The organism is Streptomyces sp. NPDC007901, assembly GCF_042959465.1.
Taxonomy (GTDB): domain Bacteria; phylum Actinomycetota; class Actinomycetes; order Streptomycetales; family Streptomycetaceae; genus Streptomyces.
Genome location: NZ_JBIBKW010000002.1, coordinates 205,143 through 229,122, shown reverse-complemented (window position 1 = coordinate 229,122; position 23,980 = coordinate 205,143). Strand labels below are relative to the sequence as shown.

The window sequence follows — 23,980 nt, the reverse complement described above, 5'->3', positions numbered from 1 at the left end:
GCCGACCGTTCGCCGACCATTCGGGGAATTGCAGAGGTGATTGTTTGAGCACGGTCAACTTCCGTCAAGACCTGCGGGCCGGAACAATAACTACTCTTTAATTGCCGCCCCTGAAGCTACGCTTGGCCTGTGTACGAGCCTGCGAACGAGATGCCCCGGTCCCACCGGCCCGCCAAGTCGATCAGGGTGCTGCTCGCCGAGGACCAGGGGATGATGCGCGGGGCGCTCGCCTTACTGCTCGGCATGGAGCCGGACATCGAGGTCGTCGCCCAGGTCGGGACCGGCGACGCGATCGTGGACGCGGCCCTGGTCCACCGGCCCGACGTGGCCCTCCTCGACATCGAACTGCCGGGCCGCAGCGGCCTGGACGCGGCGGCGGGGCTGCGCGACCAGGCCCCCGACTGCCGGGTGCTGATCCTCACCACCTTCGGCCGGCCGGGTTATCTGCGCCGGGCGATGGAGGCCGGGGCGGCCGGGTTCCTCGTCAAGGACGGGCCGGTCGAGGAACTGGCCCAGGCGATCCGGCGGGTGCTCACCGGGGAGACCGTGGTCGACCCGGCGCTCGCCACGGCCGCGCTCAGCGCCGGGCCGAACCCGCTCACCGCCCGCGAGTGCGACGTCCTCAAGGCCTCGGTGGACGGCGCGACCGTCGCCGACATCGCGGCGAAGCTGCATCTGTCGGAGTCGACGGTCCGCAACTACCTCTCCGCCGCGATCGGCAAGACCGGCACCCGCAACCGGGCGGAGGCGGTACGGGAGGCCCGTCAGCAGGGGTGGCTGTGACCTCCCGGCGGGCCGGCCGACGGGCGGCGGCGCGTTACTTCGTCACCTCCGCCGACTGGTAGACCGTGCCCTGCGGGGCCACGCAGACGAACCAGTTCGCCGTCGGGAAGCCGTCGACCGCACGGATCGCGTTGCCGTCGTCGTGCGCCGAGAAGCCCACGAGGGGGTGGGCCACGCCGGTCCGGCCGTCCTTCCAGTGGCAGGTGACCTCCTGGGCCGTCTTCGCGACGATGCCGATCACCAGCCGGCCCGAGCTCGCCGGGTCGGACGAGAAGCGGGTCGCGATGGCCTCCAGGTCCGTGCCGGCATAGGTCTCCGGTGTGCGGACGGTGTTGAACATGACCTGCTGGCCGTGTTCCCCTTCCCAGCCCCGGGTCGCGAAGTACGAGATCTTGCCGATCAGATCGGCGGGCACCCGGACGTCCGCCGGCTTCATCCCCAGTGCGCCCATGGCGTCGAACTGCCGGTCCGCCTCGGTCTCGTTGCGCGGCGCTCCCCACACCTGGACACTGACGCTCCACTCCCTGCCCTGGTACGTCCCGCGGGACAGCGTGGTCCGCTGCGGCTCGTACACATGCCGCGCCTCGGGAGACGCCGGCTTGGCCGCCACCTGCGTCCGGTGTTCACCGGGCAGCCCGGCGAACGCCAGTGTCACCCCCGCCGATCCGCCCAGCACCACCACCGCGGTGGCCGCCGACACCGCCCAGCGCCGGGCCCGGCGCCGCCGGCCGCCGCGCATCACCGCCTGGACGGGGGCCGTGCCGATCTCGACGGCGTCCGTGGCGTCCGCGAGGAGGAGGGCGATGTCCGCCTCTGCCTGTGTCATGTCGTGGTTCTCCCGGTCCGCGCTCATCCGTCACGCCCTCCCTTGCGTCACCATGTCGGCCAGTCCCGGTATGGCACGGAGCTTCGCGATCCCCTTGGCCGCGTTGCTCTTCACCGTGCCGACCGAGCAGCCCATCGCCTCCGCCGCCTGGGTCTCCGTCAGGTCCTCCCAGTAGCGCAGCACCACCGCCTCACGCTGCCGCGGCGGCAGTTGGGCGAGTGCGGTGAGCAGGGTGCTGCGGTCGTCGGCCTGGGCGATCCGGTCCCCCGTGTCGGGCACCTCGCGCACCAGGCCCGAGTCGTCCCTGGGGGCGAGGAACTCCTTGAGTTTCCTTCTGTGCCGGCGCGCGTGCGCGTTGATCATCACGCGCCGCACATACGCCTCCGGGTCGTCGGCCGAGCCGACCTTCCGCCAGGCCACGAAGACCTGTTCGAGCGTCGACTGGACCAGATCCTCGGCGGCGTGCTGCTCCCCCGTGAGAAGAAATGCCGTACGCATCAGCCGCGGCCAGCGGCCGATCATGAAGCTCTGGAACTCCTCGTCCCGAGCGTCCTTCCGCTCCCCCATGGGCACCTCCTAGATGCAAAGAGGAGTCCACGAGCCGCCCGGACCGTTGCCCGCCCCGCGGAAATTCTCCGGAGCCAACCGAAGCTACCGAACCTGCCGCGCCACGGCTCCCCGGCGCGGCAGCCACAGCAGCATCAGCACCGCCCCGCCCAGCAGCAGCCCGGTGCTGGTGCGGAACGCGGCCGCGTACCCCGCCGTCAGGGCGGCCGCCCCGCCGTCCCCGCCGGTCCGGGCCGCCGCGATCGTCGACATCACCGCGAGCCCCAGCGAACCGCCCATCGTCCGCGAGGTGTTGACGAGCCCCGACAGCAGCCCGGCCTCCGCCGGTGCCGCCCCGGACGTGGCCAGCGAGGCGAGCGGGGTCGCGGCCAGACCCGCGCCGAGCATCATCAGGATCCCCGGGACCATGATGGCCGTCGTATAGGCCCCGTGCGGGCCCAGCGTCGACTGCCAGGCGAAGCCCGTCGCCGCGACGAGCGTGCCGCCCACCGCCACCGTCCGCGTCCCCGCCCGCCGCATCAGCCGCGGCGCCAGCTTGGAGCCGACGAGCACCGCGACCGAGCTGGGCACCAGGGCGAGACCGGCCTCCAGCGGGGAGTATCCGAGGACGTTCTGGGCGTAGAGCGTCATGAAGTACCACATGCAGAACATCGCCGAGCCGGACACCAGCATGGCCGCGTTGGCGGAGGCCACCGCGCGCCGGCCGAGCAGTCCGAGCGGCATCAGCGGGGCCGCCGTACGCGCCTCGACCGCCAGGAACAGCCCGAGCAGCGCGAGTCCGGCGGCCAGCGGGACCAGGGTGGCGGCGGCCGTCCACCCCTCGGCCTCGGTCTGCGAGATGCCGTACGCCAGCGTGCCGAGGCCCGCCGTCACCAGCAGCGCGCCGGGCAGGTCGAGCCGCCGGCCGTCCCCGGCCCGGCTCTCCGTCAGCCACCGTAGCGACCCGGCGAGGACCACCGCGCCCACCGGCACGTTGATCAGCAGCACCCAGCGCCAGGACAGCACGTCCACCAGCACCCCGCCGACCAGCCCGCCCGCCGCGCCGCCCCCGGCGCCGACCGCCGTCCAGGTGGCGATCGCCCGCGCCCGGGCCGCCCCCTCCGGTACGGCCGCCGTGAGCAGCGTCAGCGTCGAGGGCGCCAGCACGGCCGCCCCCAGCCCCTGCACGGCCCGGGCCAGCAGCAGCTGCCAGCCGTCCTGCGCGAGCCCGCCGCCGAGCGAGGCCAGCGTGAACAGGGCGAGCCCGACCAGGAACATCCGCTTGCGGCCGTACAGGTCACCGGCCCGCCCGCCGAGCAGCATGAACCCGGCGAAGGCGATGGCGTACGCGTTCACCACCCACTGCAGTCCGGACGCGCTCAGCGCCAGATCGGCCCGCATCGACGGCAGCGCCACGTTCACCACGGACACGTCGAGCACGACCAGGAACTGTCCGGCACACGCCAGCGCCACCACCAGCCAGGTGGGGGACGCGGTACGGCGGGATATGTGCGAGGTGTCCGCGGCTTCCAGCATGAGTGTCATGCTCTCAACCCGGTTACGGTCCTTGCATCGGCTTTTCGATCGGCTTTCGGCCCACCCGGCCCTAGGTCCCCGGTCGTACGGCCTGCTCGTCCGGCCTATGCCGCCGTCCGGAACAGCGTCACCACCGCCGCCCCGCCCAGCCCGATGTTGTGCGCGAGGCCGACCCGCGCCCCCGCCACCTGCCGGTCCCCGGCCGTGCCCCGCAGCTGCCAGACCAGCTCGGCGGTCTGGGCGAGCCCGGTCGCGCCCAGCGGATGCCCCTTGGAGATGAGCCCGCCGGAGGGGTTCACCACCCAGCGCCCGCCGTAGGTCGTGGCGCCGGACTCGACGAGCTTGCCGGACTCGCCGACGGCGCACATGCCGAGCGCCTCGTACGTCAGCAGCTCGTTGACGGAGAAGCAGTCGTGCAGTTCCACGACGTCGACGTCCTCGATGCCGAGGCCCGAGCGGTCGTACACCTGGCGGGCCGCCGCCCGGGACATCGGCTGTCCGACGACGTCGATGCACGAGCCGGACGCGAAGGACTCCTCGGTGTCGGTCGTCATCGCCTGCGCGACGATCTCGACGAGCCCGGTGAGCCCGCGCCGTTCGGCGAAGCGTTCCGAGACGACCACGGCGGCCGCCGCGCCGTCGGAGGTGGGCGAGCACTGGAGTTTGGTGAGCGGGCGGTGGACCGTGCGCGCGGCGAGGATGTCGTCGACCTCGTAGACGTCCTGGAACTGGGCGTACGGGTTGTTCGCCGAGTGCCGGTGGTTCTTGGCGGCCACGGCGGCGAGCTGCGCCTCGGTGGTGCCGTACCGCTCCATGTGCTCGCGGGCCGCGTCGCCGAAGATCTGCGCGGTGGGCGGGGTCATCTCGAAGCCGTGCCGGGCGGCCATCACGCCGTAGTGCCGGGCGACGGGAGAGGTCGCGCTCCAGTCGTCAGCGGCTCCGCCGCGGGCCCCGCCGTCGGCCCCGCTCCCCAACGCGCCCCTCTTCATCTTCTCGAAGCCGAGGGCGAGGACGCAGTCGGCCGCGCCGCCCTCCACGAGCTGCCGGGCGAGCATGAGGGCGGTCGCGCCGGTGGCGCAGTTGTTGTTGACGTTGTAGACGGGGACACCGGTGAGACCCAGTTCATAGGCGGCCCGTTGACCGGCGGTGGAGGGCTGGAAGCAGTAGCCGATCGGAACCTGTTCCACCTCGCTGTACGAGATCCCCGCATCGGCGAGAGCGGAGCCGCCCGCCTCCCGGACCATGCCCCAGTACTGCCAATCACGGGTCTCGGGCTTCTCGAACCTGGTCATCCCGACCCCGGCGACATACGCCTTCACGGCACTCATGGCGCGTGAGACTAGAACACGTTCCACAAAGAGGCCAGACCCTGACGGCAGATCAGAAACCCATGGGACGGTCAAGGATTCGTTAGCAGCTCGAAGCAACGGAATAGTTGCCTGTGCATACGAGGTTTACCGGGCACTTATCCAATCGGGGAGGCCTCACTCAATGACGCACACGACGACCGACCAGCCCACCCGGGGCGCGAGCGGGGCCGTGGTCCCGGTGCTCGCCTTCGCGGGCATCGTGGTCGCGGTGATGCAGACCCTGCTCGTCCCGGTCATCAAGGACCTGCCGCAGTTGCTGGGCACCGAACCCAGCAACGCCACCTGGGTCCTGACCTCGACACTCCTGTCGGGCGCCGTGGCCACTCCGATCATGGGCCGCCTCGGCGACCTGTACGGCAAGCGGCGGATGCTCATCCTCAGCCTCGCCGTGATGGTGGTCGGCGCGCTGATCAGCGCGCTCACCAGCGAACTGCTCACGATGATCGTGGGCCGCACCCTGCAGGGCTTCGCCATGGGCGCGATCCCGCTGGGCATCGGCCTGATGCGCGACATGCTGCCGCGCGAGAAGCTCAGCTCGGCGATGGCCCTGATGAGCTCCTCCATCGGCGTCGGCGGCGGTCTCGCGCTGCCCGCCGCGGCCCTGGTCGCACAGCACATGAACTGGCACGCCCTGTTCTACGGCGCCGCCGGCCTCGGCGTGCTCTCCATAGCCCTGACCCTCCTGGTCGTGCCGGAATCCCCGATGCGCGCGGAGGGCTCCTTCGACGTGGTCGGCGCGCTGGGCCTGTCCACCGGCCTGGTGCTGCTCCTGCTCCCCATCACCAAGGGCAGCGACTGGGGCTGGTCGTCCGGCACCACGCTCGGCCTGTTCGGCGCCTCGGTCGTCGTCCTGCTGCTGTGGGGCGTGTTCGAACTGCGCCACTCGGCCCCGCTGGTCGACCTGCGCACCACCGCCCGCCCGGCGGTGCTCTTCACCAACCTCGCGTCGATCATGGTCGGCGTCAGCTTCTACGTCGTCTCGCTGGTCCTTCCGCAGCTGCTCCAGCTTCCGAAGGCCACCGGCTACGGCCTCGGCCAGTCGATGGTCGTGGCCGGTCTGCTGGTCGCTCCGCTGGGCCTGACCATGATGTTCACGGCCCCCGTCTACGCTCGCCTCTCCGCCAAGTACGGCCCCAAGACCACCCTCATCCTCGGCCTGCTGATCATCGCGATCGGCTACGGCGCGGGCCTCGGCCTGATGAGCGCGCCCTGGCAGAGCCTGGTCATCGCGGTCGTCCTCGGCGCGGGCATCGGCCTCGCGTACTCGTCCCTGCCGGCGCTCATCGTGGGCGCGGTCCCGGCGTCGGAGACGGGGGCGGCGAACGGTCTCAACACGCTGATGCGGTCCATCGGTACGTCCGTGTCCAGCGCCGTCATCGGCATGGTGCTGGCGAACACGGCGAACCACGTGGGCGGTGTCGCCATCCCGACGATGCACGGCTTCCGGGTCTCCTTCCTGATCGCGACGGGTGCGGTGGCCGTGGGCCTGGTGCTCGCGCTGTTCCTGCCCAAGCGGAGCGTGCCGGAGGCTGCTGCCGCCCAGCACACGCAGCTGCGTGCCAGCAGCGAGGAGGACGCTGCGCTGACCAACGCCGAGTCGGTGCTGCGGGGCTTCCGTGGGCGGGTGCTGTCCGCCGAGGGGGCGCCGGTGGCTCGCGCGAAGGTCACGCTGATCGACCGGCGGGGGCGGCAGGCGGGGGCGACGCTGTCCGGTGAGGACGGGGCGTATGCGCTCGCGGTGCCGGCCGAGGGGGCGTATGTGCTGGCCGCGACGGCGGTGGGGCATGGGCCGCTGGCTTCGTCTGCCACGCATGCGGGGGATGAGCGGGCTGTGGATCTGGATCTCTCCTTGCCTGGGGAGACGGTCAGCGCCTAGTGGGGTGCCGCGGTCTGCCGGTTGGCGGGTGCGGCGCCGTCGTGGCTGGTCGCGCCCACGCGGCGGAGCCGCACATCGATACAGCCCCGCGCCCCTGAAGGGGCGCTGTCCCTGAGGGCGTTTCATTCGCACCCCCTGTCGGTTCGCCGGCAGGGGGTGCGGCAGCATGGGGCGCCGGAACGTCGTACGACCGAAGGGACCCCGATGGCAGCGCCCGAGCCCAGGACTCTCGCCGCGTTCGAGAAGGCCAAGGGGTTCATGCCCCTGCACGAGGGGCTGGCGTTGCATGCGGCCGCTGTCGAGGCCGGGGCGCTGGGGCTGCCGCTGCTTGAGGTGGGGACGTACTGCGGGCGTTCCACGCTGCTGCTGGCGGATGCCGCGCGGGCGGCCGGGGTGACCGCGCTCACCGTGGACCATCACCGGGGCAGTGAGGAGCAGCAGCCGGGCTGGGACTACCACGATCCGGAGACGGTGGACCCGGAGATCGGGCTGATGGACACGTTGCCGACCTTCCGGCGCACCCTGCACAGGGCGGGGCTGGAGGAGCATGTCGTCGCGCTCGTCGGACGGTCGCCGCGGATCGCCGCGCTCTGGAACTCGCCGCTCGGGTTCGTCTTCATCGACGGCGGGCACACCGACGAGCACGCCACCGCCGACTACGAGGGCTGGGCCCCCCATGTGGCCGAAGGCGGGCTGCTGCTGATCCACGACGTCTTTCCCGACCCGAAGGACGAGTTCACCGGGCAGGCCCCTTACCGCGTCTACCTCCGCGCCCTGGAGTCGGGCGCGTTCACCGCGATCTCGGCCCACGACTCGCTGCGCGTCCTGCGGCGAACGGGGGCAGGGATCTGAGGGCGCGGTTAGAGTCGCAGACGTGTCGTACACAGGCCCGGAATTCGATCCCCCGCAGCAGCGCCGGTCACGGCGGGCGCCGCTTGCTGTCGGTCTCGCCGCGCTGGTGCCCGGTGCGCTGCTCGGATGGGTGGTGTACGAGGGGGTCGGCAAGCCCGGTGGGAGTGGTGGGGGCGGGCAGGCGGGCGCCGCGACGCCTCGGTCGGCGGGGGTGACGCCCAGCGACGACGCGAAGGTGCCGAGCCCCAGCGCGGTGCCCTCGCTCAAGGGGAAGGTCGTCGTCATCGATCCGGGGCACAACCCGGGGAACTTCCAGCACACGTCCGAGATCAACCAGAAGGTGAACATCGGGACGAACTGGAAGGAGTGCGATACGACGGGCACGTCCACCAACGCCGGTTACAGCGAGGCCCGGTTCACGCTGGACGTCGCGCACCGGCTGCGGGCGCTGCTGGAGAAGCAGGGCGCCACGGTGAGGCTGACCCATGACGGGGACCGGCCCGCCTGGGGGCCGTGTGTGACCAAGCGCGCGGAGATCGGCAACGACGCGCACGCCGACGCGGCCATCTCCATCCACGCCGACGGAGCGCCCGAGGGCGACCGCGGGTTCCATGTCATCCTGCCCGCGTCCGTGCACTCCGGTGCCGCCGACACCCGCCCGATCGTGGCTTCCTCGCGCACCCTCGGGGAGCGCATCGAGAGCGACTTCGCGAAGGTCACCGGCAGCGCTCCGTCCAACTACGTAGGCAACGGCACCGGTCTCGACGTACGTAAGGATCTCGGCGGTCTCAATCTGTCAACGGTTCCCAAGGTGTTCATCGAGTGCGGCAACATGCGCGATAGCAAGGACGCGGCACTGCTGACGAGCGGGGCCTGGCGGCAGAAGGCGGCACAGGGAATTTCTGAGGGGATCGTGAGTTTCCTGCGGGGGTAGGCATCGGCGGACAGGTCCGGGCGGACACCCTGATCGTCCGGACGATAGTGTCCTTCCTGAGATTCCTACGATTTCCGCAATGCGATTCCTAGGATGTGGGGCACACCCCGCGACGCCTCCTCCGCCGACGAGACGACCTACGAAGGACCTGAAGTGAATATCCGCTCCCTCACTAGAGGCGACGGCGTGGTGATCGGAGCAGCGGTGTTGCTGTTCATCGCGTCGTTCCTCGACACGTTCGACACGTCTGGCAACGGTAACCCGAACGCCTGGGACAACCTCGGCCTGGTGATGAGCATGTACGTCGGCGGCATCGCCGGCGCGGTCCTGATCGTCCTCGCCCGCGCGCTGCCGCAGCCGCTCAAGTTCGTCGGGCTCGATCTGGGCCAGATCGGCGTCGGCCTCACCGTGTTCTCGCTGTGGACCGCGTTCTGGTCGACGATCGACCCGCTGGGCCCGTTCAGCGACAACTTCGCCGGCGTCAGCATCGGCGCCGGCTCCGGTCTGATCCTCGGCCTGATCGCCGCGCTGCTCCTGGCCGCGGCCGCGATCGCGACCCCGCTGGTCCCGGCGCTCCAGGCGGCCCTGATCCCGGCCCCCAAGCCGCAGGCCCCGCAGCCCTACGGCGCCCAGCCGCCCGGCGGCTACGGCTACCCGGGTGCCGCCGCCCCGCAGCCCGGCCAGCCGTACGGCGCCCAGCCGCAGCCCGGCCAGCCCTTCGGCCAGCAGCAGCCCCCGGCCGCCGCACAGCAGCCGCCGGCCCCCGAGTTCTCGCCGTTCTGGTTCGCCGTCCCGGTGGCGCGACCGCTGTTCGCGGAGGACGGCTCGACCGCGCCGATCGCCGAACTGGCGCCCGGCACCTGGTACTTGGCGGTCGAGCAGCGGGGGGTCGCCCTGGTGGCCCAGACGCAGGACGGCCGCCGTGGCGTCCTGCAGGACACCTCCGGAATCCAGCGCGGCTGAGCCGAACGCAGGAAGACCGACTACGGCCCCTTGCCCTTCCGGGTGAGGGGCCGTTGTCGTACAGTCCGTCCGGACTTCGGCCTGATCTACCGTCAGGAGGCTGGCATGCGGCTCGGGTTGGCACTCGGCTACTGGGGGCGCGGGCCCTCCGCGGACCATGTGCCGCTGGCGAAGGAGGCCGAGCGGCTCGGGTACCACTCGGTGTGGACGGCGGAGTCCTGGGGCTCGGACGCCTTCACCCCGCTCACCTGGATCGCCGCGCAGACGTCGACCATCCGGCTGGGTACGGCCGTCGCCCAGATGGCGGCCCGCTCGCCGACCACCACCGCGATGCACGCGCTGACCCTGGACCATCTGTCGGGGGGCCGGGTGATGCTGGGGCTGGGGCTGTCCGGGCCGCAGGTGGTGGAGGGCTGGTACGGCCGCCCGTTCCCGAAGTCGCCGCTGACCGCGACCCGGGAGTACGTGGACGTCGTACGGCAGGTGCTGCGGCGGGAGGGGCCGGTCGAGTCGGACGGGCGCTTCCACTCGCACCCCTACCGGGGGCCGGACGGGACCGGTCTCGGCAAGCCGCTGAAGCCGATCACCCATCCGCTCCGCCCCGACCTGCCGATCCTGCTCGGCGCCGAGGGGCCGAAGAACGTGGCGCAGACGGTCCGGATCGCCGACGGCTGGCTGCCGCTGTACTGGGCTCCGAGCCGGCCCGAGGTGTACGGCCCGGCGGTCGCCGAGCTGCCCGAAGGGTTCCTGGTCGCGCCCATGGCCCAGGTCAAGGTCTGCGACGACGTCGCCGCCGGACTGCTGCCCGTGAAGGCCATGCTCGGCTTCTACATCGGCGGGATGGGGCACGCGGCCCGCAATTTCCACGCCGACCTGATGGCGCGCATGGGGTACGAGGCGGAGGCACGGCGGATCCAGGAGCTGTTCCTGGCGGGGCGGCGGGAGGAGGCCGTGCTGGCGGTGCCCGACGCGTTCGCCGACGAGATCTCGCTGGTCGGGCCGCGCGAACGGATCGCCGAACGGCTGGAGCTGTGGCGCAAGGGCCCGGTGACCGACCTGCTGGCGCTGGCGCCGGATGCGCACACCCTGCGGGTGCTGGCCGAGCTCAACTCCTAGGCGGTCACGGGTCGTTCCGCGGAAGACGGCCAGCGGGTCCAGGGTCGGTTCGCGTGCCTCGCGGTTCCAGCTGCGGACCTTGCCCAGGCAGCGGGCCTGGAACTCGACGCCGTCCGAGTACTGCTCGTCCCGGAACTCCTCGCGGACCTCGGACACCGAGCAGACCATCCTGACGTGTGCGGGCTCGTCCGGGGCGGCCCCGTAGCCGGCCCGCAGCAGCAGGGCGCGGTCGCCGAGTCTGCGGGCGGTGAAGCGGCCGGTGACCCAGACGAACTCCGACATCACGTCGCTCAGCGCCACCCGCTCGCTGCGCCGTTCCCGCAGCCGCTCGCCGAGCGCCCGGTTGGGCACGAGCCGGTCGGTGAGCAGGTCGGCGTCCACGATCACGTCCTCCTTGCGCATGGTGTCCATGAGCAGCCGGATCACCGTGATGGGGGTGTTCTGTCTGACGTAGGTGGTGACGTTGTGACGACGTCCTGGTACGGCCGGGGCGCGCCCACCGGCAGCAGCAGCGACAGCGGGCCCGCGAGGGCCAGCGGGAGCGCCGGCAGCACGCGGCGGGGAAAGCGGCGCCGGGGTCTTCGGGCTATGCCGAGCCGGGGCTCGCCGGCGGTGAGGGGTCTGGAGTCGGACACCTGCACTCCTGCCTCACCGAGGGCAGGATTATCGGGGACCGTCTCGCACACACACCGCCGGAGGCATCAACTCCGGCCGAACACAGGACGAACGACACACCGGCGCCGAATCCGAACGGCCTTTCTCAGTGGGCGAGTTGAGCTAGTGGGTGAGCTGAGCGGTCGAGGGCACCTGGTTGGTGACCGTGGCGCCGGCGCTCTGCCCGGCCTCCTTGACCTGGTTGATGGTGTCGTCGAAGGAGTTCGCCGCGTTCCCGTCGCCCTTGCGGAGCTTGGACGGCAGGTCCTTCAGGGCGTCGATGCCGGCGGACAGCGGTGCGATCGCCTTGGCCAGCAGCGGATCGCCCTCGGCGTTCTTCTTGGCCGCCTTGAGCCGGTTGTAGGCGAAGGCGCCCGCGGTACCGGCCTTGATCAGCGCGAAGGTGCGGCCGTGGGCGCCCTTCTTGAACTTGCCGGCCTTCCACGGCTTCACGATCCACTGGTAGGTCGCGCCGGCCGCGAGGGACGCGTTGGCGACGAACCGCGTCTTGGCGAACTTCTGTTTCTCCGCGGACGTACTCGGGCTGGGCGTGTCGGCCACGGCGGCCGCCGCGGCGGCGTTGTCGATGGACTTGCTCCGGGTGCTGCCGGCGCAGGCGGTGACGCCGGCGACCAGGGCACAGCAGAGGGTCAGTGCGACGACGAGGCGCCGTATCGGTACGGGCACGGGGTCCTCCCGTGTGTCTCGGTGTCCTCCCCGAGCGGGTACTTCCTCCGGCAGCCTCACCCAGATGGCGGCACCGCGCCACTCGGGGGAACACGGTCAAGGTTTCAAGGACCGTTCAGCGGCAAGCCGCAGGGTATGTCCTCCGAACGCGGTGCCAATCAGGCCGGTAGGGTCGTCGCGGTCATAGCCGACGTCATGGCCCTCATCCTGGGCCTCTGGATCCTGATGTACCTGATGGACGCGAACCGGGCGAACAGCCTGGTCCAGTTCGTCCACAACGCGGCCGACTGGCTCGCCGGCTGGTCGCACGACCTCTTCACCTTCCACAAGGCCTGGGCACGCGTAGTCGCCGGCTACGGCCTGGCCGCCGTCGTCTACCTGTTCATCGGCCACGCAATCGCCAACCGAATGCACCGCCACTGAAAATCACCGGACGGTGAAGCGCCCCGCAAGGGGCGCGGAGCTGTGTCGATATGCGGCTGCGCCGCGTGGGCGCGAGCAACCACGACGAACCCGCACCCGCCCTACCACAGAACCCCCCACCCCGCTAGGCGCAGCAATCCACCTCAAGCCCGCCCGGCAGCTCCTCGCCCCCGAACACCGCACACGTCGCGTCATGCCCACCCAGCGCCGCGACGGCGAGCAACAACGACCCCGCCGTCCACGTGGTCAGCTCCCGCGGCCACACCGCGTCGTCCTCGAACACGTACCCCGTCCAGTACAGCCCCGACTCCGCGTCCCGCAGATGCTGGATGGACTGAAGGATCTCCAGCGCCCGGTCGGACTCCCCGACCGCCCACAGCGCCAGCGCCAGCTCCGCCGACTCCCCGCCCGTCACCCACGGATTGGGTACGACACACCGCACCCCGAACCCGGGCACGACGAACCGGTCCCAGTCCTTGGCGATCCGCTCCCCCGCCTCCGCACCCGTCAACGCCCCGCCCAGCACCGGGTAGTACCAGTCCATCGAGTACCGGTCCTTGTCCAGGAACCGCTCCGGGTGCCGCCGGATCGCGTGCCGCAGCGCGCCCACCGCCAACTCCCAGTCCGGCTGGGCCTCTTCGCGCTGCTCGGCGATGGCGAGCGCACAGCGCAACGCGTGGTGGACCGACGAACTCCCGGTCAGCAGCGCGTCGTCGGTGGGCGTGCCGTCGTCCTCGCGGCGCCAGCCGATCTCACCGCCCGGCTGCTGCAGCCTGAGCACCCACTCGACGGCCGCGTAGACGGCGGGCCACATCCGGTCGAGGAAGGTGTCGTCGCCGGTGGAGAGGTAGTGGTGCCAGACGCCGACGGCTATGTAGGCGACGAAGTTGGACTCGCGGGCCCGGTCGGTGACGTCGTCGTGGGCGCCGTCGGCGTAGGCCGCGTACCAGGAGCCGTCCTCGTTCTGGTGCCGGGCCAGCCAGGTGTACGCCCGCTCGGCGGCCTCGTGCTCCCCTGCCGCGTCCAGCGCCATCGCGGCCTCGGTGTGGTCCCAGGGGTCGAGGTGGTGCCCCCGGAACCACGGGATCGCGCCGTCCTCCCGCTGCACGGCGAGGATGCCGCGGACGGTCGCGGCAGCCTGCTCGGCGGTGAGGACCCCGGGCAGGACGAGGTGTTCTGTCCGGGGGGTGGTCACTTGGCGGCCACCTCGGTCTTCTCGGCCTTGTCGGCCTTGTCGGAGACCACGGGCAGGTGCGGCTTGGTCGCGTAGACGACGAAGCTCTTGCCCATCACCGGGTTCAGCGCCTGCTCGGCGACCCGCGTGGCCAGCGGCTTCTTCATGATGTCCCAGACCAGCAGCTTGTGGTACGCGCGGACCGGCAGCGCCTTGTCGTTGTCGACGCCGAACGCGCACTTCAGCCACCAGTACGGCGAGTGCAGCGCGTGCGCGTGGTGGGAGCCGTACGGCCGCAGACCGGCTTCCTTGATCTTCCCGACCAGTTCGTCGGCCTTGTAGATGCGGATGTGGCCGCCCTCGACCTCGTGGTAGGCGTCGGAGAGCGCCCAGCAGACCTTCTCGGGGCCGTAGCGCGGCACGGTGACCGCTATCCGCCCGCCGGGCCTGAGCACCCGCACCATCTCGGCGAGCACGCCCTTGTCGTCGGGGATGTGCTCCATCACCTCGGAGATGATGACGACGTCGAAGGACTCGTCGGGGAACGGCAGGGCGAGGGCGTCGCCCTCCATGGCGGTCGCGGTGGCGCCCGCCGGGGCCTCGCCGGCCTCCTTCATCGCCGCGAACCACTTGGCGACCTCGCGGATCTCGTCGGCGTTCTGGTCGAGGGCCACGACCTGGGCGCCGCGCCGGTAACACTCGAAGGCGTGCCGGCCTGCCCCGCAGCCGAGGTCCAGGACGCGGTCGCCCGGCGCGAGCGGGAACCGGGAGAAGTCGACGGTCAGCACGTGGCCCTGCTTTCGGGAGTGGAAGCGACGTCTGCGAGGGGGGTGGCCGCGGGGCGGCCCGGAGTCGTGGGCGCGGAACGCTCCCCGGTACGGCCGGCGATCGCCTCGCGGTAGCGGGCCACCGTGCCCTCCGCGGCGCGGGCCCAGGTGAAGTGCCGCAGCACCCGCTCACGGCCCGCACGGCCGAGCCGCGCCCGCAGCTCGGGGTCGCCCAGCAGCCGGCCGAGCCCGGCGGCCAGCGCGCCCGCGTCGCCCGGCGGTACGGCCAGGCAGGTCTCGCCGTCGCGCCCGGCGACCTCGGGGATCGCGCCGCCGGTGGTGGCGACCAGCGGGGTGCCGGTCGCCATGGCCTCGGCGGCGGGCAGCGAGAAGCCCTCGTAGAGCGACGGCACGCAGGCGACCTCGGCCGAACGGACCAGGTCGACGAGTTCGGCGTCCGAGATGCCCTTCACGAACTCGACGGCGCCGGCGAGGCCGTAGCGCTCCATGGCCTGGGCGACGGGTCCCTCGGTGGGCCGCTTGCCGACGACGACGAGGTGGGCGGCGGGGTACTCGGTCCGTACCTTGGCGAGCGCCTCGACGAGGAAGACCAGCCCCTTCAGGGGCACGTCCGCGCTGGAGGTGGTGACGATCCGGCCGGGCACCTGGGGCACGGCGGGATTCGGCGCGAAGAGATCGGTGTCGGCGCCGATGTGGACGACGTGGATGCGGTCCTCGCGCACGCCGAGGTGGTCGACGATCTCCTGGCGGGAGGTGCCGGAGACGGTGAGCACGGAGGGCAGCCGGCGGGCGACCCGCTTCTGCATCCGGGTGAAGGCGTACCAGCGCCGCACGGAGTACCGCCGCTGCCAGCCCTCGGCCGCGTCCAGCTCCAACTGCCGGTCGACGGTGATGGGGTGGTGGATGGTGGTGACGAGCGGTGCGCCGACGTCGCCCAACAGGCCGTAGCCGAGCGTCTGGTTGTCGTGGACGACGTCGAACTCCCCGGCGCGGGCGCGCAGATGGCGGCGGGCACGCAGGGAGAAGGTCAGCGGTTCGGGGAAGCCGCCGGTCCACATGGTCGCCACTTCGAGGGCGTCGACCCAGTCCCGGTACTCGCCGCGCCTGGGGGTCCGGAAGGGGTCCGGGGAGCGGTACAGGTCGAGGCTGGGCAGCTCGGTGAGGGTGAGCGAGGGACAGCCCTCGTCGAGGACGGGGTACGGCTGTGAGCCGATGACCTCGACCCGGTGGCCGAGGCGGGCCAGCTCGCGCGACAGGTGCCGTACGTAGACACCCTGGCCGCCGCAGAACGGGTTCCCTTTATAGGTGAGGAGCGCGATGTCGAGCGGTCGCTCGCCGTCGGCGGCGGGTTCCTCCTTGGTACCCGCCCGCCTGGCCTCAGCGGTCACTCCGGGCCCCCTTCTCCCTGCTCTTTCCCGCGAGATTACGCCGGGACGCTAATCTAGAACAAGTTTCAGACTTGATCGTTCAAGAGGCTCTGAATCTACCGGCAGGTAGGAGCGGAGTGAGCAGTGGATCAGGTGATTCGCGCCACGGCGCGAACCCCTGCCATGCTGTCTGATCACTCGCCCCAACGCTGCCCTCACCGACTGTCACGGACGGGACCCATGCCTGCGGAAGCCAAGGTGGACATCGGCGCCAGATCGGCCACCCCGCCGCTCACCGAGCGGCAGGAGGCCCGGCGCCGCCGGATCCTGCACGCGAGCGCCCAGCTGGCCAGCCGGGGCGGTTTCGACGCCGTGCAGATGCGCGAGGTGGCCGAGTCCTCCCAGGTGGCCCTGGGCACGCTCTACCGCTACTTCCCCTCCAAGGTGCACCTGCTGGTGGCGACCATGCAGGACCAGCTGGAGCACATGCACGGCACGCTGCGCAAGAAGCCCCCGGCGGGCGACACGGCCTCCGAGCGGGTCGCCGAGACCCTGATGCGGGCCTTCCGCGCCCTGCAGCGCGAGCCGCACCTGGCCGACGCGATGGTCCGGGCGCTCACCTTCGCCGACCGCAGCGTCTCCCCCGAGGTGGACCAGGTCTCCCGCCAGACGACGGTGATCATCCTGGACGCGATGGGCCTGACCGACCCCACCCCGGCCCAGCTCTCCGCCGTCCGCGTCATCGAGCACACCTGGCACTCGGCGCTGATCACCTGGCTCTCGGGCCGCGCCTCCATCGCCCAGGTGAAGATAGACATCGAGACGGTCTGCCGCCTGATCGACCTGACGGAGCCGGGCGAACGGCCGTAGGCCACCGGGCACGGAAAAACCTACGAGACGGGTTCCCTTCGCCGGCATGGTCCGGATCAGGTAATGGGGGTCGCCGTCAGGCCTTGCTACTGCCTTCCGGCCTCTCAGCCCGACCGTCGACGTCGGCACCGGCGGATGCTTCTGCATCTGCGTCACGCCAGAGTCGGCTACTCCGCTCGGACTCCCTCACTCGCCTCGTAGGCTGCTTTCAGGATAGAACGCGCAGGGCGGAAGACAACACCCCAATGGTGGATTTTCTGGACTTTTTCTGATAAGTGCCGCTTTGCCCTGATCGGCCCCGCTCCGGGCGGCTACCCCACCGCCTCCAGCCCGCTCCAGCTCCGCCCGACGGCCGTCTCCCCCGCCCACCGCTCCAGCAGCCGCCTGGCCTCCGCCTCCGGGGCCGCCAGGGACACCCGCTGAGCCCCGGCGTGGGCCTTGCGCAGCTGTTCGTGGGTGCCCTCGCTGCAGCAGGAGCAGAGCAGCTCCATGCTGCTCGCGGGCTCGGCGCCGAAGTCGTTCTCGACGAAGAGCCCGACCAGCGCCTCCAGGTCGGCGACCTCGCCGGCGCCGACCGTCACCTCCAGCGTCGGCAGCTCGGAGGCGCGCAGGAGCAGCAGCTCGTCGAAGACGGGGAACTCACGGCCGTCGACCACCCGGCGCCCCTTGGGCTCGCCGTCGTGCACGACGATCTCGCCGAACCGCCGCCCGGCCGAGACGGGCACGTTCCGCACCCGCCCGCGCGTCGGGCACAGCCGGTCGATCCAGACGACCTCGCGCTCGCCACCGGTGTCCAGCCGGACACAGGCCTGCCCGAACCGTCCGTCGATCTCGCCCTCCCCCGGCGGGAGTTCGATGCCGAAGCCGCTCCAGGCGTCCCGGGCCGTCGCCCAGTCCCCCTGGACGGTGGCCGCGATACCGAGGTTCCAGAACGCCGGATCGCCCTCCCCGCGCGGCGCCCTGGCGGCGGCCTCCAGGCCCAGGGCGTAGGCCTTGGCCCAGTCGCGCAGGAACTTGTGGGCGAGCGCGGCGTCGTACCACCACACCGCGCTGCGCTCCTCGTCCGGGAAGTGGGCGAGGACCCGCTCGAAGAGTCCGGCGGCGGTCAGCCACTCCTCGGCGTCCCACGCCTCGTAGGCCTCCCTGATCAGCGCCTTGGCCTCGGACTTGCGCACGTTTCCCACCCTGGTCGGCCCGTCGGAACCGCAGGAGCGTACCTCGGAGCGCGCTGACCCGCCGCCCGCGGGAAAGTACCTGGCGGGGCGCCCCCGGCCGCCCGCAGAATCTCCCCATGGCACTCATCCACCACACCACCCTCAAGCCCACCAAGGTCGAACTCCTCGCCGGCTGGCTCCCCACCCGCCCCTGGTACCGCGGCTCCGCCGCACCGGAGTTGACGAAGGCCGGCGGCTTCCGGCTCGACGACCCGGAAGGCGAGGTCGGGATCGAGTTCATGGTGGTCACCGAGGACTCGGGGGCGTATCTCGTCCCGCTCACCTACCGCGGCGCCCCGCTCGCCGGCGCCGAGCACGCGCTCGTCGGCACCATGGAGCACGGTGTGCTCGGCAGGCGCTGGGCCTACGACGGCTGCCACGACCCGGTGCTGACCGCCGGGCTGCTCGCGCTGATCGAGGGACGCGTCCAGGCGCAGGCGCAGAGCCTCACCGACACCCCCGACCGGGAGGTCGTCCGCTCCTACGCCGGCCAGGGCCCCGTCCCCGGTCTCGGCGCCCCCGTCGACACCGACGAGAGCACCGAGTTCGCCGTGCCGGGCGGCGGTCTGGTGCTGCGGCTGCAGCGGGTGCTGATCCCCGGCTCGACGCCGCCCGACGGCGCGGTCGGGCATGTCAGCGGGCCGTGGGAACAGCCGAACGGCAGCCGCGCCCACGCCCTGTTCGCGACCCTGCAGACCCTCTAGTCCTCCGGCGGGAACACCGGCTCCCCGCTGCCCAGCAGGGTGATCGTGATCGCCTCCACCGGGCAGTTCTCGGCCGCGTCGAGGACCTTCCCGTTGGCGTCCGTCTCCGGGTCCACGGGGTGGGACTGCATGGCGGAGTCGAGGCGGAAGGAGCCGGTGGCGCGGTGGACGCACTGGGCCGAGCCGATGCAGATCGACCGGTCGACCTCGACGTGCCAGCGGTCACCCATGGCGGCGCCTCACCCCTCCCAGCCGGCGGGCAGGTGGATCATCTTGTGTTCGAGGAACTCGCCGTACCCCTCCGGCCCGAACTCGCGCCCCAGACCGGAGTTCTTGTAACCGCCGAACGGGCCGAGCATGTCGAGGCTGAAGGTGTTCACGGAGTACGTCCCCGTGCGGACCTGCCGGGCGACCTCGATGCCGTGCGCCACGTCCGCCGTCCACACGCTGCCGCTCAGCCCGTAGTCGGAGTCGTTCGCGATCTTCAGGGCCTCGGACTCGTCGCCGTAGGGGAGGAGGCAGATCACCGGGCCGAAGATCTCCTCCCGGGCGATCCGCATGGAGTTGTCGACGCCGCCGAAGAGGGTGGGCTCGACGTACCAGCCCTTGTCCAGACCTGCGGGACGGCCGCCGCCGGTGAGGATCTTCGCGCCCTCCTCCTGCCCGATCCGGATGTAGTCCAGGTTCCGCTGCTGCTGGCGGCGGGCGACGAGGGGGCCCACCTGGGTCGCCGGGTCGAGCGGGTCGCCGACCTTGAGGGCGCCCGCCGCGGCCGCGAAGGCGTCGGCGAACTCGTCGTAGCGGGAGCGCGGGAGGAGGATCCGGGTCTGCGCCACGCACGCCTGGCCGTTGTTCATCCAGGCCGCCGGCACGATCCCGGCGACGGCGGTGGCCACGTCGGCGTCCGGCAGCACCACGGCCGCCGACTTGCCGCCGAGTTCCAGGGTCACCCGGGTGAGGTTCTTCGCGGCGACCTCCATCACGCGCTTGCCGGCCGCGACGGACCCGGTGAAGGAGATCTTGTCGACACCGGGGTGGGCGACCAGGTACTCGCTCACCTCGCGGTCCGCCGGAAGGATGGACAGCACCCCGTCCGGCAGCCCGGCCTCCTTCGTGATCTCGCCGAGGATGTACGCGTCCAGCGGTGACTCCGGCGACGGCTTCAGCACCACCGTGCAGCCGGTGAGCAGGGCCGGGGCGAGCTTGGCGGCGGCCACGAACTGGGGCACGTTCCAGGGCACCACGGCCGCCACGACCCCGACCGGCTCCCGCCGCACCAGGATCCTCCCGAGCACCCCGTCGCGCGTCTCCTCGTAGGTGAAGTCCCGCGCCACCCTGATCGCCGCGTCCCACACCATCATCGCGCCGAGCGCCTGGGCGAGGACGCTCCAGGAGTACGGGGAGCCGTTCTCCGAGGAGATCACCCGGGCGATCTCCTCGTGCCGCACGGCGATCGCGTCCTTGATCCGGGTGACGACCTCGATCCGCTCGTCGAGCGTCATCCGCGGCCAGGGCCCCTCGTCGAAGGCCCGGCGCGCCACCGCCACCGCCCGGTCCACGTCCTCCCGCGAGGCATGCGGCACCCGCCCGAAGACCTCCTCGCTGTGCGGTGAGATCACCTCGATGACGTCCTTGCCCAGGGGGTCGGTCAACTCCCCGCCGATGAACAGCTGCCCGTACTCCAGGAACTCGGTCATGGCGCCCCGCCACCCTTCCTGACGATGTCTCAGAACTGATACCAGTTCTAGTTCAAGGAAGCCAGGGGTGCGGCCGAATAGTTCCTGACCTGGGGTTCCGCCACCGGCGAGGGGTGCGTCAGACCGGCTCCGGGAGTCGTTCGTCCTCGTTCAGGGTCAGTTCCGGCGGTGCCGATCGCCGGGACCACGACAGAGGAGAGGACTCCGTGAGCAGCCGGATGCCCAGGTCGAAGCCCCCCCCAGCCGAGCGGGATCCGGCGGCTGTCCGCGCTGGAGGCGGTGCGGGCCCGCTGTCGGCGAGATCACCGCCCGGCGGGCCCTGGCCTCCGGCTTGTTCAGCGACTGAAGCAGCCAGGCCTGGGCAGCGGGCAAACGGCTCTGACCAGCGGCTTCGGAGGGGAGGCGGAGGGGCAGGACGATCGGGGCGGCGGCTGCCGGGTTTCCCGCCGGCTCCGGGACGCGCGATCCTGGTGGTACGCCGACCGTGGACCTTCGAACAATTTCGGCCCGGAGCGCATCCCAGGCTTCGTAAGGCCCATCCCATGCTCATACGGCCCTCGGCGCGACGGGTACCGTCGCGCCTTCCGGAAGGAGGCCGGGCGATGATCGTCCCGTCGTACCGTGACCGCAGCAGCGCGACCGCAGCTCCGCGACTCCCCCGCCGGGGCGCGACCGCGCACAGAGTCAGCACCGCCGCCGTCATGGCGGCGATGCTCCTGGCGGGCTGCGGCACGGGCGCCCCCAGAGCCGCCGCCCCGCACTCCAGCGGCCCCGGTGTGTCCCCGGCGCCTTCGTCCGCCGTGCCGTCGTCCCTCAGGGCGGATCCCGCCGCGACGGCCGCCGCCACCCCCGCCGCCCCTGCCACCACCTCCGCCGCGGCCACCACCGCGTGCACCAACAGCACGAAACTGGCCGGGTGGTCGAACCGCCGGCTGGCCATGCTGACCATCGCCGTCCCGGTGCCGGAGACCTCGGTGTCCGACGCCACCACCGAGGTGAGCGCCGGTGCGGGCGGGGTGGTGCTGTTCGGCAGCAAGGCCCCGGCCGACCTCGGCTCCCGGCTGACCACCCTGAAGTCCCACGTACCCGGCCATCTGGGCCTGCTGGTGATGACCGACGAGGAGGGCGGCGGCATCCAGCGGATGGCGAACCTGGTCGGGTCCCTGCCCTGGGCCGCCTACATGGGCGCGCACTGGACCCCGGCGCAGATCCAGCAGAACGTCACCAAGGTCGCCACCAAGATGGCGGCCAACCAGGTCAACATGAACCTCGCGCCGGTGGTCGACGTCGACGGCCGCAACGAGGCCCCCAGCAAGACCAACCCCGACGGATGGCGGTCCTTCAGCGGCGACACCGCGGTGGTCTCCAAGGCCGGGGTCGCGTACATGAACGGGATGCGCGCCGGCGGCGTGATACCCGTCGTCAAGCACTTCCCGGGCCTCGGTGGCTCCACCTACAACTCCGACTTCGGCCCCGCCCGCACCCTGCCCTGGTCCACCCTGCAGAAGGTGGCGATCCCGCCGTTCACCGCGGCCATCAAGGCCGGCGCCCCGGCCATCATGATCGCCAACAACATCGTGCCGGGCCTGGGCACCAACCCGGCGAGCCTGTCGCCCACCGCCATCAGCTCCGAACTGCGCGGAAAGCTGGGCTTCAAGGGGCTGGTGGTCACCGACTCGCTCAGCGCCAAGGCGATCTCCGCGGCCGGGTTCAGCGTCCCCGCCGCCGCGGTGCAGGCCCTGCGCTCCGGTGCCGACATGGTCCTGTTCGACCTGGGGGGCAACGTCGGCTCCCAGACCTCCGCCATCGCCACGGCGATCACCAACGCGGTGACCGGCAAACATCTCGCCCGCAGCCGCCTCATCGACGCGGCGGGGCACGTCCTGGCCGTCCGGCACGTGAACCTCTGCTCCTGAACGCGCCCGCGCTGTTCTCAAGTGAGCTCCGTCTCCCTGTATCTGACGTTCAATCAGGTCTGGTTATAGTGAGCGGAGGCCGTGGGACGGCGCGGGGGCGGAGGGCGGCGGAATGGCGAACAGTCAGGACGGGCAGGGCAAGACGGCCGCGGTGCCGCCGGAGGTGACCGTGCACGACCACGGCGGGGGTGTGCGCTCCGTCGAGGTCCCCATCCCGGACAACCCCCTCGGCCACACTCTCGTGTACGTCGTCGACACCGACCGCGGACCGGTGCTGGTCGACACCGGGTGGGACGATCCCGGGTCCTGGGACGTGCTGGCGGCGGGGCTGGACGCGTGCGGGGTCGGGGTCGGTGAGGTGCACGGCGTCGTCATCACCCACCACCACCCGGACCACCACGGGCTGTCGGGGCGGGTGCGGGAGGCCTCCGGGGCCTGGATCGCGATGCACGCGGCCGACGCGGCGATCGTACGGCGGGCGCGGGAGACCCGGCCCGAACGCTGGTTCACGTACATGGCGGCGAAGCTGACGGCCGCCGGGGCGCCCGAGGAGCACGTGGCACCGCTGCGGGGCGGACCCCGCCGCCGGAGCACCCCGGCGGGGCTGGCGCCCGCCCTGCCCGACCGGGAGATCGTCCCCGGCGAGCTGCTCGACCTCCCCGGCCGCCGGCTGCGCGCGATCTGGACGCCCGGGCACACGCCCGGCCATGTCTGCCTGCACCTGGAGGAGGCCCACCCGGCCGAGCTCCCCGGTCACGGACGCCTGTTCTCCGGTGACCATCTCCTCCCCGAGATCACCCCGCACATCGGCCTCTACGAGGACCCCGACGACGCGACCGTCACCGACCCCCTCGGCGACTACCTGGACTCCCTGGAACGCATCGGCCGTCTCGCCCCCGCCGAGGTCCTCCCGGCCCACCAGCACACCTTCGCCGACGCACCGGGCCGGGTCCGGGAACTCCTCTCCCACCACGAGGAACGCCTCGCCGACCTGCTGTCCCTGCTCCGACAGCCGCTCACGCCCTGGCAGTTGGCGGTGCGGATGGAGTGGAACCGGCCCTGGGACCAGATCCCCTACGGATCGCGGAACATCGCCGTCTCGGAGGCGGAGGCGCATCTGCGCCGCCTGGTGAAGCTGGGGCGGGTGGAACCGGTGGCGGGGAGCGAGCCGGTCACGTACATGGTGGTGTAGAAACACCTCTCATGGACCCTCTGGAGCGACTGGACCCCTTGGAGCGACTGCTCGCCGAGCGCGCCTGCGAGCGTCTCGTCATCGACTTCGTCCACCGCCTGGATCTCGGCGAACCGTCCTCCGTCGCCGAGTTGTTCACGGAGGACGGCCGGTGGGAGTGGCCCCCGCCCGGCGACGGACGGCGGGCGGAGGGGCGGGAGGCGCTCGCCGCGTACTTCGGCTCCCGCCCGGCGGGGCGCCTCTCCCGCCGGATCATGTCCAACATCCTGGTCACGGTCACCGGTCCGGACACGGCGACGGCCACCTCGTACTTCCAGACGTACCGCGTCGACGGGTACGAGGGTGGGATGGTCCCGGCCGCGCCGCCCGTCCAGATCGGCCAGTACGAGGACACGTTCCGCAGGGAGGACGGAAGGTGGCTGCTGACCTCCCGGTCCCTGGTCCTCCCCTTCGGCGGGCCGACTCCGCGGGCGGGCGGGTGAGGCGCCGCCC

Annotated in this window: 24 protein-coding genes; 13 read left to right on the top strand and 11 right to left on the bottom strand. The window is 71.7% G+C overall.

The features are described from left to right. Positions 1 to 150: 150 nt before the first annotated feature. Positions 151 to 783 carry a response regulator gene (locus ACFZDK_RS06760; RefSeq protein WP_390971581.1) on the top strand — a complete coding sequence of 211 codons (633 nt, stop codon included), beginning with the start codon at positions 151 to 153 and terminating at the stop codon, positions 781 to 783. A 34-nt stretch (positions 784 to 817) separates the two neighbouring features. Here the strand turns inward: ACFZDK_RS06760 and ACFZDK_RS06755 are convergent, their stop codons facing one another. From ACFZDK_RS06755 to ACFZDK_RS06740, 4 genes are all read right to left on the bottom strand, one after another. Beyond that, a complete protein-coding gene (locus tag ACFZDK_RS06755) occupies positions 818 to 1,636 on the bottom strand; it encodes a hypothetical protein (protein ID WP_390970450.1) in 819 nt (272 codons plus the stop codon). A gap of 3 nt (positions 1,637 to 1,639) precedes the next feature. Then, positions 1,640 to 2,176, bottom strand: a complete 537-nt coding sequence (locus ACFZDK_RS06750; RefSeq protein ID WP_390970448.1) for a SigE family RNA polymerase sigma factor — start codon at positions 2,174 to 2,176, stop codon at positions 1,640 to 1,642. An 84-nt stretch (positions 2,177 to 2,260) separates the two neighbouring features. Next, on the bottom strand, positions 2,261 to 3,691 hold the full coding sequence (locus ACFZDK_RS06745) for a DHA2 family efflux MFS transporter permease subunit (RefSeq protein WP_390970446.1): 1,431 nt from the start codon (positions 3,689 to 3,691) through the stop codon (positions 2,261 to 2,263). Between the two features lie 104 nt (positions 3,692 to 3,795). Beyond that, positions 3,796 to 5,010, bottom strand: a complete 1,215-nt coding sequence (locus ACFZDK_RS06740) for a beta-ketoacyl synthase N-terminal-like domain-containing protein (protein ID WP_390971580.1) — start codon at positions 5,008 to 5,010, stop codon at positions 3,796 to 3,798. A 172-nt stretch (positions 5,011 to 5,182) separates the two neighbouring features. On the opposite strand from ACFZDK_RS06740, the gene ACFZDK_RS06735 reads away from it, so the two are divergent. From ACFZDK_RS06735 to ACFZDK_RS06710, 6 genes are all read left to right on the top strand, one after another. After that, positions 5,183 to 6,937: an MFS transporter gene (locus ACFZDK_RS06735; protein ID WP_390970444.1), complete on the top strand. Its 1,755-nt coding sequence runs from the start codon at positions 5,183 to 5,185 to the stop codon at positions 6,935 to 6,937. Positions 6,938 to 7,141: 204 nt separating this feature from the next. Continuing rightward, positions 7,142 to 7,789 carry a class I SAM-dependent methyltransferase gene (locus tag ACFZDK_RS06730; protein WP_390970442.1) on the top strand — a complete coding sequence of 216 codons (648 nt, stop codon included), beginning with the start codon at positions 7,142 to 7,144 and terminating at the stop codon, positions 7,787 to 7,789. A gap of 22 nt (positions 7,790 to 7,811) precedes the next feature. Beyond that, the gene (locus ACFZDK_RS06725) at positions 7,812 to 8,723 is read left to right on the top strand and encodes an N-acetylmuramoyl-L-alanine amidase (protein WP_390970440.1); all 912 of its coding nucleotides are present in this window, start codon (positions 7,812 to 7,814) and stop codon (positions 8,721 to 8,723) included. Between the two features lie 153 nt (positions 8,724 to 8,876). Further along, positions 8,877 to 9,686, top strand: coding sequence for a hypothetical protein (locus ACFZDK_RS06720; protein WP_390971579.1), 810 nt, complete (start codon positions 8,877 to 8,879; stop codon positions 9,684 to 9,686). Between the two features lie 105 nt (positions 9,687 to 9,791). Next, the gene (locus tag ACFZDK_RS06715) at positions 9,792 to 10,802 is read left to right on the top strand and encodes an LLM class F420-dependent oxidoreductase (protein WP_390970439.1); all 1,011 of its coding nucleotides are present in this window, start codon (positions 9,792 to 9,794) and stop codon (positions 10,800 to 10,802) included. A 259-nt stretch (positions 10,803 to 11,061) separates the two neighbouring features. Next, positions 11,062 to 11,256, top strand: a complete 195-nt coding sequence (locus ACFZDK_RS06710) for a hypothetical protein (RefSeq protein ID WP_390970438.1) — start codon at positions 11,062 to 11,064, stop codon at positions 11,254 to 11,256. A 323-nt stretch (positions 11,257 to 11,579) separates the two neighbouring features. Here the strand turns inward: ACFZDK_RS06710 and ACFZDK_RS06705 are convergent, their stop codons facing one another. Beyond that, on the bottom strand, positions 11,580 to 12,143 hold the full coding sequence (locus ACFZDK_RS06705; RefSeq protein WP_390970436.1) for a hypothetical protein: 564 nt from the start codon (positions 12,141 to 12,143) through the stop codon (positions 11,580 to 11,582). A 135-nt stretch (positions 12,144 to 12,278) separates the two neighbouring features. On the opposite strand from ACFZDK_RS06705, the gene ACFZDK_RS06700 reads away from it, so the two are divergent. After that, the gene (locus ACFZDK_RS06700) at positions 12,279 to 12,566 is read left to right on the top strand and encodes a hypothetical protein (protein WP_390970434.1); all 288 of its coding nucleotides are present in this window, start codon (positions 12,279 to 12,281) and stop codon (positions 12,564 to 12,566) included. Between the two features lie 124 nt (positions 12,567 to 12,690). Here the strand turns inward: ACFZDK_RS06700 and ACFZDK_RS06695 are convergent, their stop codons facing one another. The 3 genes from ACFZDK_RS06695 to ACFZDK_RS06685 are packed head-to-tail and all read right to left on the bottom strand — an operon-like array spanning position 12,691 to position 15,916. After that, positions 12,691 to 13,761, bottom strand: coding sequence for a prenyltransferase/squalene oxidase repeat-containing protein (locus tag ACFZDK_RS06695; protein ID WP_390970432.1), 1,071 nt, complete (start codon positions 13,759 to 13,761; stop codon positions 12,691 to 12,693). Beyond that, positions 13,758 to 14,528, bottom strand: coding sequence for a methyltransferase domain-containing protein (locus ACFZDK_RS06690; protein WP_390970430.1), 771 nt, complete (start codon positions 14,526 to 14,528; stop codon positions 13,758 to 13,760). Before ACFZDK_RS06690 ends, ACFZDK_RS06695 begins: the two co-directional genes overlap by 4 nt. Then, positions 14,522 to 15,916, bottom strand: coding sequence for a glycosyltransferase (locus ACFZDK_RS06685; RefSeq protein ID WP_390970428.1), 1,395 nt, complete (start codon positions 15,914 to 15,916; stop codon positions 14,522 to 14,524). Before ACFZDK_RS06685 ends, ACFZDK_RS06690 begins: the two co-directional genes overlap by 7 nt. Before the next feature lie 219 nt (positions 15,917 to 16,135). Here ACFZDK_RS06685 and ACFZDK_RS06680 point away from each other — a divergent pair, with 219 nt between their 5' ends. Further along, complete coding sequence (locus ACFZDK_RS06680) at positions 16,136 to 16,765, top strand: TetR family transcriptional regulator (protein WP_355712947.1); 630 nt, start codon at positions 16,136 to 16,138, stop codon at positions 16,763 to 16,765. Positions 16,766 to 17,076: 311 nt separating this feature from the next. Here the strand turns inward: ACFZDK_RS06680 and ACFZDK_RS06675 are convergent, their stop codons facing one another. Continuing rightward, positions 17,077 to 17,940, bottom strand: a complete 864-nt coding sequence (locus tag ACFZDK_RS06675) for a tetratricopeptide repeat protein (RefSeq protein WP_390970425.1) — start codon at positions 17,938 to 17,940, stop codon at positions 17,077 to 17,079. A 116-nt stretch (positions 17,941 to 18,056) separates the two neighbouring features. Here ACFZDK_RS06675 and ACFZDK_RS06670 point away from each other — a divergent pair, with 116 nt between their 5' ends. After that, on the top strand, positions 18,057 to 18,683 hold the full coding sequence (locus ACFZDK_RS06670; protein ID WP_390970423.1) for a 1,4-alpha-glucan branching protein: 627 nt from the start codon (positions 18,057 to 18,059) through the stop codon (positions 18,681 to 18,683). Here ACFZDK_RS06670 and ACFZDK_RS06665 read toward each other — a convergent pair. Next, positions 18,680 to 18,913 carry a ferredoxin gene (locus ACFZDK_RS06665; protein WP_089101390.1) on the bottom strand — a complete coding sequence of 78 codons (234 nt, stop codon included), beginning with the start codon at positions 18,911 to 18,913 and terminating at the stop codon, positions 18,680 to 18,682. The genes ACFZDK_RS06670 and ACFZDK_RS06665 overlap by 4 nt on opposite strands. Positions 18,914 to 18,922: 9 nt before the next feature. Then, the gene (locus ACFZDK_RS06660) at positions 18,923 to 20,380 is read right to left on the bottom strand and encodes an aldehyde dehydrogenase family protein (protein ID WP_390970420.1); all 1,458 of its coding nucleotides are present in this window, start codon (positions 20,378 to 20,380) and stop codon (positions 18,923 to 18,925) included. Between the two features lie 602 nt (positions 20,381 to 20,982). Between ACFZDK_RS06660 and ACFZDK_RS06655 the strand changes: the two genes are divergently transcribed. The 3 genes from ACFZDK_RS06655 to ACFZDK_RS06645 all read left to right on the top strand — a co-directional run bounded on the left by ACFZDK_RS06655 (position 20,983) and on the right by ACFZDK_RS06645 (position 23,970). Next, entirely contained in the window at positions 20,983 to 22,296 is a 1,314-nt protein-coding gene (locus tag ACFZDK_RS06655; protein WP_390970418.1) for a glycoside hydrolase family 3 N-terminal domain-containing protein, read from the top strand. Positions 22,297 to 22,408: 112 nt separating this feature from the next. Continuing rightward, on the top strand, positions 22,409 to 23,488 hold the full coding sequence (locus ACFZDK_RS06650; RefSeq protein WP_390970417.1) for an MBL fold metallo-hydrolase: 1,080 nt from the start codon (positions 22,409 to 22,411) through the stop codon (positions 23,486 to 23,488). Positions 23,489 to 23,499: 11 nt separating this feature from the next. Further along, complete coding sequence (locus tag ACFZDK_RS06645) at positions 23,500 to 23,970, top strand: nuclear transport factor 2 family protein (RefSeq protein WP_390970415.1); 471 nt, start codon at positions 23,500 to 23,502, stop codon at positions 23,968 to 23,970. Positions 23,971 to 23,980: the final 10 nt, after the last annotated feature.